Here is an 11,277-nt window from a genome sequence, read left to right as displayed (position 1 = left end):
GCAATGGCGGGATTGCGAGCGGGAGCATCCGGCCGGATGCTGCCGCAATCACCAGGCGTTTCGGTGAAGAGAAGGCCATGGCGATCGAGGCCGAGGGCAAGATCGCGCGCGAATTCCTCTACGACTTCATCAAGACCGAAGGGCTCGACTGCGACTTCCGCCTGGTCGGCCAGTTCAAAGGCGCTTTCGGCTATGAGCAGTATGAGAAGATGGCGCGCGGCGCCGAGAGGCTGGCGAAGAAACTGGGGATCGAGTCTTACGCCGTTCCGCATGCCGAGCAGCGGAACTATATCGGCACCGATTTCTACCGCGGCGGAACCGTTCGGACGGACATTGGCGGGCTGCACCCCGCAAAGTTCCACGCTGAACTCCTGCGGGTGGCGCTCGCATCCGGATTGACGGTTCATTCGCACACGGCGGTCAAGTCGATCGAGAGGAATGGTTCGGGCTTTCGCGTGGTGACTTCCGCTGGGACGGTGGATGCGCGGCACGTTCTGGTCTGTACCAACGGTTATACCGACGGCGCCGCACCCTTCTTGCGCCGCCGGCTGGTTCCGGTCCGCAGCCGGATCATCGTGACCGAGGAATTAGCGCCCGATGTCATGGCACGACTGATGCCGAAGCTGATGACGATCACCGAGAACCGGCAACTCGGTTTCTATTATCGTCCCTCGCCTGACGGAAAACGCATTCTGCTGGGGGGGCGCGACAGTTCTCGTGTCGGCGATCCGATTGCCCCGAAACTTCTCCTGCGCAAGGGCCTGGTGAACCTCTTCCCGGAGTTGGAGAACGTGCGCCTTTCGCATTGCTGGTTTGGCAACGTAGCGATGAACCGCGACATGCTGCCCCGCGTCTTCGAGAAGGATGGTATGGTCTATGCCACCGGCTTCTGCGGCTCGGGCGTGGTCTGGGCGCCATGGATCGGTATGCGTGCGGCCCACAAGCTGATGGGGCATGGCGAGCAGTCGCGCACGGCGTTCGACTTTCGACCGCCTTCCGCCATCCCGCTCTATCGCGGCAATCCGTGGTTCATGCCGGCGATTATCCAGGGCTATCGGTTGCAGGACCGTATCGCCTTCTGGCGCGCCAGCCGCTGATCGCCGACGGTGACGGCCTTTTGACCATTCGTCGCTGCGGCCCAGATGGAGGCACCGCGGAGCTTGAGGGCGCTGGCGAAGCGCTATGGGATCAACCAGAAGACCGACGCGAAGTTGCAGAGTCGGATCTGTGTTCTCGATCTACCGACTGGGCCGACGGAGGTTCGGTCGACGTGCTCACGGTCGAGGAAGAGGCCGTCATCGTCGCTTTTCGACGCTATACGCTACTGCCGCTGGGTGACTGCCTCTATGCGTTGCAGCCGACGATCTCGCATCTGAGACCTCGTCATTGCACCGCTGCCTGCAACGTCACTGCGTCAGCCGCTTGGACAATGTCGAAGGCGACCGGCCGGCGAGAAGAAGTTCAGGAGCTATCCGATCGGTTACTTTCCATACGCCGCCCTGCGCCGAACTGGGACTCGGTCGGGCTTGAGCAGTTCGTATCGACCAAGGGATCAAAAACCCGCACATCTGGCGAAGTCCTAGATGATTTCGGCACATTCTTTCGAGCGCACGATGCGATGAAGGGCTGATCGGAACTTTGCTTCCGCATTCTTGGCAGCCGAGGTTGGTTGGAACATGTCGCCCCGAGTCGAACGTATTCACAGCGATGAGCGTCTCCCGGCCGAAGTCGACGTCGTCATCGTCGGCGGCGGCATCCTCGGGTCTACGGCCGCCTATTTCCTGGCGAAGCGTGGCCTCTCTGTGGCTCTGCTCGAGAAGGGCCACGTCGCCTGTGAACAATCGAGCCGAAACTGGGGTTGGTGCCGCCAGCAGAACCGCGATCGGCGCGAACTGGCGCTCTCGGTGATCTCCATGCGACTATGGGACGAGCTGACGCGCGATATCAATCGCGATCTTGGATTTCGACGCTGCGGTCTGGTCTCTGCGACTCACGACGAGGCTGTGCTCGCCGGTTGGGAAAGGTGGCGCGAGGTCGCCAGGGAGTACGAGGTCGACACCCGCATGCTGAGCCGGGCGGAGGTGGCCGAGCGCGTCCCCGAAGCGCGCGACAAATGGGTCGGCGGGACCTATTCGGGCCGGGATGGCAAGGCCGAGCCTGCGCTTGCCGCACCGGCTATCGCCGAGGGGGCCAGAGCTCTGGGCGCCACCATCCACCAGGAATGCGCCGCGCGGGCGCTCGACTTGGCCAATGGCAAGATTGCGGGCGTGCACACGGAGAAGGGCTACATCAGAACCAGCGCGGTGCTGTGCGCCGCTGGCGCCTGGTCCTCGCGCTTCCTTAGGCCGCTCGGGATCAGTTTCCCCCAAGCGAGCATCCGGCAGACCGCGCTGCGTTCCACCCCCACAATCAACATAGGCGAGGCGATCTCCACACCCTACTGCACGATCACGCGCCGACTGGACGGCAGCTATACGCTTGCGATCAGTGGCAAGGCGAACCTCGAAATCACGCCCCAGGCTATCCGGTATAGCCGGGAATTCATGCCGCAATTCTTGCGTCGCCTAAAGAACGTCAGGCTCGGCATCGGCCAATCGTTCCTTTCGGGGCCGGATTCAATGCCGGCGCTGCTGACCAACGACGATCGGATCTTCGAACAGAATCGGGTGCTGGACCCTCCACCCTTAAAATGGCTGGTAAGCCAAGTGGTGGAGAGTGTCCGGAAGACCTTCCCCCAACTCGGCGATATAGAGATCGATAGTGCCTGGGGCGGCTTCGTCGATTGCACGCCGGACGCAGTGCCCGTGGTGTCGCAGGTGGACGGGGTAAAAGGCCTCTTCCTCGCGGCGGGCTGCTCGGGCCACGGCTTCGGTTTGGGCCCGGGGCTTGGTTATCTGGCCGCACAGCTTGTCGTAGACGACACGCCTTGCGTCGATCCTACACCGCTCCGCCTGTCGCGTCTGGTCGACGGCTCGAAGCTGGACATCGCCGCTATCTGAAGATCAGCCGGAAGTCAGGCCTGACGCCCACCAACAATCGCCGCTATGGCCTGCAGGACAAGATCGCATGGTGGCAGGCCAGACGCTGACGGCTGAAGCTGGGCGGCCCATTGACCATGCAGCGCTGCGGCCCCGGCTGAACGAGCGCGCCGACAAGGAGGAGCATCACATGCACTACATCTCGACGCGAGGCCACCCCCAACGCAGGAAGTTTTGCGAGATACTGCTTGAAGGTCTGGCGCCGGATGGCGGGCTCTATGTGCCCGAGACGTACCCGCTCGTGGATGACGCCATGCTGGATCGGTGGCGGAGGCTGTCCTATCCGGACCTCGCCTTCGAGATCCTGTCGCTCTACATCGACGATATTCCGCCCGCCGATCTTAAGACCATCTGCGCGAAGACCTATACGCCCGAGGTTTTCGGGACGACCAGGATCGTGCCGGTGCGCGCGCTTGAAACGTGTCTCCACGTGGCGGAACTGTCCAACGGCCCCACGATGGCGTTCAAGGACATGGCGATGCAGTTGCTTGGCAATCTCCTAGAGTATGAACTGGCGCGGCGGGGTGAGGAACTGAACATCCTCGGGGCGACCAGTGGCGACACGGGCAGCGCGGCGGAATATGCCATGCGCGGCAAGAAGGGGGTGCGGGTCTTCATGATGTCGCCGCACGGACGCATGAGCACCTTTCAGCAAGCTCAGATGTTCAGCCTGCAGGACGAAAACATCCATAACATCGCCATCGAAGGGGTCTTTGACGATTGCCAGGACATCGTGAAAGCCGTGTCCGGCGATGGTGACTTCAAGAGGCGCCACCGGATAGGCGCCGTCAATTCGATCAACTGGGCCAGGCTGGTGGCTCAGGTCGTCTACTACTTCTCCGCCTACTTCCAGGTCAACGCGGGGAACACATCAGAGGTCGACTTCACCGTTCCTTCGGGGAACTTCGGAAACATCTGTGCTGGTCACGTTGCGCGCATGATGGGGCTTCCCATATCCCGTCTCGTCGTTGCAACCAACGAGAACGATGTGCTCGATGAGTTTTTCCGCACCGGCGTGTATCGCTTGCGGGGCCGCGCGGACACGTATGAAACATCAAGCCCATCGATGGACATTTCCAAGGCCTCCAATCTTGAGCGTTTCGTCTTTGAACTGCTCGGTCGCGATGCGGGCCGGACGAAATCAATGTTCGACGACCAACTCAGGCGACGAGGACAGTTCGATCTCAGTGGCGATTCCGCCTTCGCGCAGGTGGCCGCTCGTTTTGGCTTCTGCAGCGGCAAGAGCACGCACGCCGACCGGTTGGAAACGATCCGTGACACTTGGCGCCGCTTCAACACGCTGGTCGACCCACACACAGCTGACGGCATCACGGTCGCTCGCAGGCACTCCGTTCTGGAGATGCCGATGATCGTGCTCGAGACGGCCCTGCCGGTCAAATTCGCGGAGACCATCAGGGAGGCTTTGGGCCACGAGCCATGTCGTCCAAAACGGTTCGATGGAATAGAAGACTTGCCGAGACGATTTAAGGTCCTTCCCGCCGATACACAGACCGTAAAGACCCACGTCGCCGAAATTTTGCAGGCTGCGGCCCGCTGAAGAACTGTTTGAACAATCGGAGACCGCTATTTCCGCCATGGCTGTATATACGGAGCTATCAGTCGACGAAGTCGCAGCGCTCTTTGGGGCGCTGGGTCTGGGCTGGCCGCGTTCTGTTCGGGGCATTACGACCGGAATTGAGAACACGAACTACTTCGTAGATACCGAAACCGGAGAGTATGTGCTCACCTTGTTTGAGCGCCTCACATTCGAACAATTGCCTTTCTACCTTCATCTCATAAAACACCTTGCGGCGCGGCGAATGCCGGTCCCGAATCCGGTTGCCAACGCGAGTGCCGAAATCCTTCACTCGCTGAAAGGCCGGCCTGCTGTGGTCGTCAACAGGCTTCCTGGCGAAAGCGTGACAGCACCGACAGTGTCACATTGTCGCTCTATCGGGGAGATCCTGGCGCGAATACACGTGGCCGGGACCGATTACCCACGACACCAGGTCAATCCGCGAGGTCTCGAGTGGTGGAACGAGGTGGTGCCGGTGGTCGGCCAATACGTGTCCGATGGACAACGGTCGCGGCTCACCAGCGAGCTTACCTTTCAGAACCAAATTGCTGTGTCTCCCACCTACGAACAACTCCCCAGGGGGCCGGTGCACGCCGATCTCTTTCGTGACAATGTGTTGTTTGCCGGCAGTCATCTGACCGGCGTCTTTGATTTCTACTTCGCCGGATGCGACGCCTTCCTTTTCGATATTGCTGTGTGCCTCAACGACTGGTGTGTCGATGACTGCACCGGCCGCCAAGACAGTGAGCGAGCAGCCGCTTTCTTAGGCGCTTATGGGTCCGTTCGAGCGCTTACACCAGCCGAACGCATATTGCTTCCCGCGATGCAACGCGCTGGAGCATTTCGCTTTTGGCTATCGCGTCTGTGGGATCTGTACCAGCCTCGGGAGGCTGCAATCCTCAAAGCGCACGATCCAAGCTACTTCGAGCGTATGTTATGCGTGCACAGGGGAGAAATCGTATGAGCAAGGCTGCGAAGATCATCAGTGGAAGCGAAGGCAGGATGGCACCGTCTCTCAACGACCACGTTCGCGAGCTGCTTTCGCAGATCGAGACGGAGGGCCTGTACAAACGCGAGCGCGTCATCACCTCGTCCCAGTCGTCCGAGATCGAGGTTGGCGGCCGCAAGCTGCTCAATTTCTGTGCCAACAACTATCTCGGCCTCGCCGACAGCGAAGAGCTGCGTGAGGCGGCGAAGGCCGCGCTCGACCGATACGGCTATGGCATGGCGTCGGTGCGATTCATCTGCGGCACACAAGAGGAACACAAGCAGCTCGAGGCAAAGATATCGAGCTTCCTCGGCATGGAAGACACGATCCTCTATGGTTCCTGCTTCGACGCCAATGGCGGCCTGTTCGAGACGCTGCTTTCGGAAGAGGATGCGATCATCTCCGACGCGCTCAACCATGCCTCGATCATCGACGGCGTGCGGCTCTCCAAAGCGAAACGCTTCCGCTACACCAACAACAACATGGAGAGCCTCGAGGAAGAACTGAAAAAGGCTGAAGGCAGCCGCTTCAAGCTCATCGCCACTGACGGCGTCTTCTCGATGGACGGCATCATCGCGAATTTGGCGGGCGTCTGCGACCTCGCGGAAAAATATGATGCAATGGTGATGGTGGACGACAGCCACGCTGTCGGCTTCGTCGGTGAGCATGGCCGTGGCACGCCGGAATATTGCGGTGTCGAGGGCAGGGTGGACATCATCACCGGTACGCTGGGCAAGGCGCTGGGGGGTGCCTCGGGTGGCTATACGGCGGCGAGCAGGCCGGTGGTTGACTGGCTGCGCCAGCGATCGCGGCCTTACCTCTTCTCCAACACACTGATGCCAGCGATCGCGGCAGCATCGCTCAAGGTGTTCAACATCATCGAGAGGGGCGACGGGCTGCGTGAAAGTCTCTACGAGAACGCGCAACGCTTCCGCTCCGGTATGGAAAAGCTCGGCTTCACATTGGCTGGAGCTGACCACCCGATCATTCCGGTGATGATCGGCGATGCCGTGCTGGCTTCGCAGATGGCCGACATGCTGCTTGAGCGCGGCATCTATGTGATCGGCTTTTCCTTCCCGGTGGTGCCGAAAGGCCAAGCGCGGATCAGGACGCAGATGTCGGCCGCCCATTCGACAGCCGATATCGATCGGGCAATTGCAGCGTTCGGTGAGGTCGGCCTCGAACTCGGAGTGATTGGCTGATGTCCAACATTATGCGCGCACTCGTCAAAACTCGCGCCGAACCAGGCATCTGGATGGAAGAGGTGCCGGTGCCGGAAATCGGCCCTAACGACGTGCTGATCAAGATCAAGAAGACGGCGATCTGCGGCACCGACGTGCACATCTACAATTGGGACCAGTGGGCGCAGAAGACGGTGCCGGTGCCGATGGTGACGGGCCATGAATTCGTCGGCACCGTTGCCGATTTCGGCGCAGCGGTCACCGAATACAAGGTCGGCCAGCGCGTGTCGGGCGAGGGCCACATCGTCTGCGGTCATTGCCGCAACTGTCGCGCCGGGCGAGGGCATCTGTGCCGCAACACGCTCGGCGTCGGCGTCAATCGTCCGGGCGCCTTCGGTGAGTATCTGGCTATCCCGCAGCACAACGTCGTGCCGATCCCCGATGATGTGCCGGACGAGATCGCCGCCATCTTCGATCCGTTGGGCAATGCCGTGCACACCGCACTCTCCTTCGATCTGGTCGGCGAGGACGTGCTGGTCACCGGCGCCGGGCCGATCGGCATCATGGGCGCGCTCGTCGCCCAATGCGTCGGCGCGCGAAAAGTCGTCATCACCGACATCAATCCGGTGCGGCTGGCGCTGGCGAAAAAGCTCGGCGTCCAGCATGTCGTGGATGCTTCGAAGGAAAAGCTGCGCGATGTCATGCCGGCACTCGGCATGACCGAGGGTTTTGATGTCGGCCTCGAAATGTCGGGCGCAGCCCCCGCCTTCCGCGACATGATCGACACCATGAACAACGGCGGCAAGATCGCCATTCTGGGCATCGCCCCGACCGGATTCGAGATCGACTGGAACAAGGTCATCTTCAAGATGCTGCATCTCAAGGGCATCTATGGCCGCGAGATGTTCGAGACCTGGTACAAGATGATCGCGCTGGTGCAGGGGCCGCTGGATGTTTCCGGGCTTATCACGCACCGCATCGGCATCGACGATTTCCAAGCCGGCTTCGATGCAATGCGCAGCGGCAGTTCCGGCAAGGTGGTGATGGATTGGTAGATGCCGCCCTAACGCAGAATTCTGTTTTTCATCAGCCATTTCACGGAGCGGGGCCACGCGTAGTTCGCACCCATGCGAAGATCGGTAAACCCCTCCGAAACATGTTTCCCGGTTTCGGCGTCAAGGATGCGAATGAACATAGTATGTTCTGTTCGGTTGACGCGCGTTACGACGCCAAGCAAGGCAAGCGACGCGCCGTGCTCCTTGGCAATCGGGCCTTCACAACCAGCGCAGTTGCGCAATCCGTGCGGCGCCGCAGCCTGTGTATCCCTCGCCGGCACATCAATTACTGTAAAACGCCCAGACTGGGAGAGCATGTCCTTAGCAACTTGTGCTGATTCCGACAGATAGCGCCTGTCATATTCATCCGGGGGAATTATTCCCGCCCCGGCGCTCTTGTCCTCCAATTCGAAAGGGAACACTTCGATCGACATCGGCTTTGTCTGCTGCGCCTGCGCAAATGTGCAGGTGCCTACAAGCAGCGTCACCAGGACACTTAATGTGCGAATGCTCATCGTATCCTCCTGACGGTATGATGGGCATTATATGCGGCCTGACAACGCAAATCACGATTAAATCGAAAGCAATGCTATGCTTCGGGAGTTTCCACGCAGTCTCGCTCGAACTCCGTCGTTCAGAGTGATTGGCTTGATCTTGGACTAACTCTTGCTCGGGACCAGACTGGTCTCCAATGCAGCCAGTCCGCTGGTGATCGCCGTGCGCTCTTCAGCGCTGAGCCTTGCCAGCAAATCCCGTTCGAACGCCTTCGCCAGCGGCACCATCTCGCGATAGGCGGCAAGCCCCGTTCCGGTCAGCGTCAGATGTTCGATACGGCGATCTTTCTCATCAGGTGTCCGCATCAACCAGCGCCGCCGCTCGAGTTCAGCCACGGCGCGTGAAACCTTGGTCTTGTGCATAGCCGATTGCTCGCCGAGTTCGGTCGCAGTCATCGTTCCATGCTGCCCCAGCCCCGAAAGGGTGCGCCATTCCGGCCGCGTCAGGCCATGGCTGTCCTTGTATATCCTCGAAAATTCGCGGCTGACGGCGTCGGCAAGCCGGTAGAGCCGGTAGGGCAGGAAGTTTTCCAGATTGAGAATTTCAGCCGCGTCGGACGCTTCGCTCCTGATCGCCATTTTTCAAAGCCGCCATTGATGGTTACATTTTCGATGGTTACAAATGAAACCAGTTTGGTCAATTGATATCCATTTCGGGAGGAAGCAATGGCCTTTTCCTATATGCCGGGCTTCGGCAACGATTTTGAGACCGAGACGCTGCCCGGCTCGTTGCCGCAGGGACGGAATTCGCCGCAGCGGCCGGCCTACGGCCTCTATGCCGAGCAGCTTTCAGGCTCGCCCTTCACCGCGCCGCGCGGCACCAATGAGCGGTCCTGGCTCTACCGCATCCGGCCGAGCGTCAAGCACACCGGCCGCTTCAAGGCGGCGAGCTATCCCTTGTGGAAGAGTGCGCCCAATGTCGGCGATCATGAACTGGCGCTCGGCCAGTATCGCTGGAACCCGGTGCCGATGCCGAAGGAGCCGACCGATTTCATCGCCGGTATGCGCAGCATCACAACCGCTGGCGACGTGCTCGGGCAGACCGGCATGGCGGCGCATGTCTATGTCGCCAACACCTCGATGGCGGACGATCATTTTTTCAATGCCGACGGCGAGTTGCTGGTCGTGCCGCAAGTCGGCGCATTGCGCTTCGTCACCGAGATGGGCGTCATTGAGCTGCGGCCCGGCGAGATCGCGGTGTTGCCACGCGGTCTGGTCTTCAAGGTCGAGCTGGTCGACGCCGAAGTGCGCGGCTACGTCTGTGAGAACTACGGCGCCAAGCTGACGCTGCCCGATCGCGGCCCGATCGGCGCCAATTGCCTGGCCAACCCACGCGATTTCAAGACGCCTGGCGCATGGTTCGAGGAGAAGGAAACGCCGTGCCGGCTGATCGTGAAATGGTGCGGCAATTTCCATGTCACCGAGATCGGCCATTCGCCGCTCGATGTCGTTGCCTGGCACGGCAACTATGGGCCCTACAAATATGATCTGGCGACCTTTTCACCGGTCGGAGCGCTTTTGTTCGACCATCCCGACCCGTCGATCTTCACGGTGCTGACCGCGCCGAGCGGCGAGGAGGGCACGGCCAACATCGACTTCGTCATCTTTCCGCCGCGCTGGCTGGTGGCCGAAGATACCTTCCGGCCGCCCTGGTACCACCGCAACATCATGAGCGAGTTCATGGGCCTGATCCACGGCCAGTACGACGCCAAGGAAGAAGGCTTTGTGCCTGGCGGCATCAGCCTGCACAATCTGATGCTGGCCCATGGGCCGGATGCGCCTGGCTTTGAAAAGGCCTCGCGCGCGGAGCTGAAACCGGTCAAGCTCGACAACACCATGGCCTTCATGTTCGAGACCCGATTTCCGCAGATGCTGACCCGCTACGGCGCCGAGCTCGAAACCCGGCAGGACAACTACATCGACTGCTGGGCCGACCTGAAGAAGCGTTTCAACGGCACGCCCGAGGGCGACTGGTCTTGATCACCGAGCCAATGCCGGATCGGCTGGTGCTTTTGGGCTCGAAGGGTGGCCCGGCATTGCGGCCGGGTGGTCCATGGCCGAGTTCGTCGCTGCTGCAGATCGGCGGCCGCAGCATCGTCGTCGACTGCGGCCTTGGCGTGACGCGTGGTCTGGTCGATGCCGGCATCAGCCTGAAGTCGCTCGACCTGATCTTCATCACGCATCTGCACTCCGACCATGTGCTGGAACTGGGGCCGCTGATCCACACCGCCTGGACGGCGGGCCTCGCGACGCCCGTCGGCGTGTTCGGCCCGCCCGGCACCGGTCATTACTGGCGGCGCTTTTGCCAGGCGATGGAGTTCGACATCGAGATCCGCATCGTTGACGAAGGCCGGCCGGATATTCGCGATCTGGTGTCGATCGGCGAATTCGGCGAAGGCCAGGTGGTCGCGCAGGGCGGCTTGACGGTTTCGGCGCTGCGCGTCGAGCATCCGCCGGTGACCGATTGTTTTGCGCTGCGCTTCGAGCATGGCGCCAAAAGCGTCGTGTTCTCCGCCGATACGGCCTTTTATCCGCCGCTCGCCGATTTTGCCCGAGGCGCCGACATCCTCGTCCACGAGGCAATGCTGGAAGAGGGCATCGAGCGACTGGTGGCCAGGACCGGCAATGGTGCGCGCCTCAGAGAGCATCTGCTCGCCAGCCACAGCTTTGCCGAAGAGGCCGGCAGCATCGCAAGCGATGCCGGCGTGAAGAGATTGGTGCTCAACCACCTTATTCCGGCCGACGATTCTTTGATAGGCGAGGCCGACTGGACTGCCGCTGTCAGGAAAACTTGGAACGGCGACTTGACGATCGCCCGCGACGGTCTTGTTGTGGGCTTAAGCAGCGCCAAAGCTGCAGCAGGAGAGGAAACCGCATGAAGCTTG

10 protein-coding genes and 1 pseudogene are annotated in these 11,277 nt (G+C 60.9%); 9 read left to right on the top strand and 2 right to left on the bottom strand.

Annotated elements, in window-relative coordinates; translation table 11 throughout:
- From EN991_RS09245 to tdh, 7 genes and pseudogenes are all read left to right on the top strand, one after another.
- Positions 1-1,097: FAD-binding oxidoreductase (locus tag EN991_RS09245; RefSeq protein WP_164768937.1), on the top strand; the 1,097-nt coding region annotated here is incomplete at its 5' end.
- A gap of 60 nt (positions 1,098-1,157) precedes the next feature.
- A pseudogene (locus EN991_RS09240) lies at positions 1,158-1,487 on the top strand (IS481 family transposase); the annotation flags it as partial.
- A gap of 189 nt (positions 1,488-1,676) precedes the next feature.
- Positions 1,677-2,999, top strand: coding sequence for an FAD-binding oxidoreductase (locus EN991_RS09235; RefSeq protein ID WP_127368620.1), 1,323 nt, complete (start codon positions 1,677-1,679; stop codon positions 2,997-2,999).
- 67 nt (positions 3,000-3,066) lie between these two features.
- A complete protein-coding gene (gene thrC / locus EN991_RS09230) occupies positions 3,067-4,596 on the top strand; it encodes a threonine synthase (protein WP_245460928.1) in 1,530 nt (509 codons plus the stop codon).
- Positions 4,597-4,633: 37 nt separating this feature from the next.
- Positions 4,634-5,578, top strand: a complete 945-nt coding sequence (locus EN991_RS09225) for a homoserine kinase (RefSeq protein ID WP_127368619.1) — start codon at positions 4,634-4,636, stop codon at positions 5,576-5,578.
- Positions 5,579-5,616: 38 nt separating this feature from the next.
- Positions 5,617-6,804 (top strand): glycine C-acetyltransferase, encoded by a 1,188-nt coding sequence (locus EN991_RS09220; RefSeq protein ID WP_127368621.1) that lies wholly within the window; start codon positions 5,617-5,619, stop codon positions 6,802-6,804.
- On the top strand, positions 6,804-7,838 hold the full coding sequence (gene tdh, locus EN991_RS09215) for an L-threonine 3-dehydrogenase (RefSeq protein WP_127368618.1): 1,035 nt from the start codon (positions 6,804-6,806) through the stop codon (positions 7,836-7,838). The genes EN991_RS09220 and tdh overlap by 1 nt, the downstream gene beginning before the upstream one ends.
- Before the next feature lie 8 nt (positions 7,839-7,846).
- Here tdh and EN991_RS09210 read toward each other — a convergent pair whose 3' ends face one another.
- Positions 7,847-8,353, bottom strand: a complete 507-nt coding sequence (locus EN991_RS09210) for a DUF2380 domain-containing protein (RefSeq protein ID WP_013532320.1) — start codon at positions 8,351-8,353, stop codon at positions 7,847-7,849.
- 144 nt (positions 8,354-8,497) lie between these two features.
- On the bottom strand, positions 8,498-8,971 hold the full coding sequence (locus tag EN991_RS09205; RefSeq protein ID WP_024505603.1) for a MarR family transcriptional regulator: 474 nt from the start codon (positions 8,969-8,971) through the stop codon (positions 8,498-8,500).
- An 87-nt stretch (positions 8,972-9,058) separates the two neighbouring features.
- Between EN991_RS09205 and hmgA the strand changes: the two genes are divergently transcribed.
- Together hmgA and EN991_RS09195 are read left to right on the top strand one after the other, a co-directional pair.
- On the top strand, positions 9,059-10,372 hold the full coding sequence (hmgA, locus tag EN991_RS09200) for a homogentisate 1,2-dioxygenase (RefSeq protein WP_127368617.1): 1,314 nt from the start codon (positions 9,059-9,061) through the stop codon (positions 10,370-10,372).
- 11 nt (positions 10,373-10,383) lie between these two features.
- Positions 10,384-11,271: an MBL fold metallo-hydrolase gene (locus EN991_RS09195; RefSeq protein ID WP_064995500.1), complete on the top strand. Its 888-nt coding sequence runs from the start codon at positions 10,384-10,386 to the stop codon at positions 11,269-11,271.
- Positions 11,272-11,277: the final 6 nt, after the last annotated feature.

The organism is Mesorhizobium sp. M7A.F.Ca.US.005.03.2.1 (assembly GCF_003997795.1).
Taxonomy (GTDB): domain Bacteria; phylum Pseudomonadota; class Alphaproteobacteria; order Rhizobiales; family Rhizobiaceae; genus Mesorhizobium; species Mesorhizobium ciceri.
This window is presented reverse-complemented; position numbering and strand designations above follow the sequence as displayed.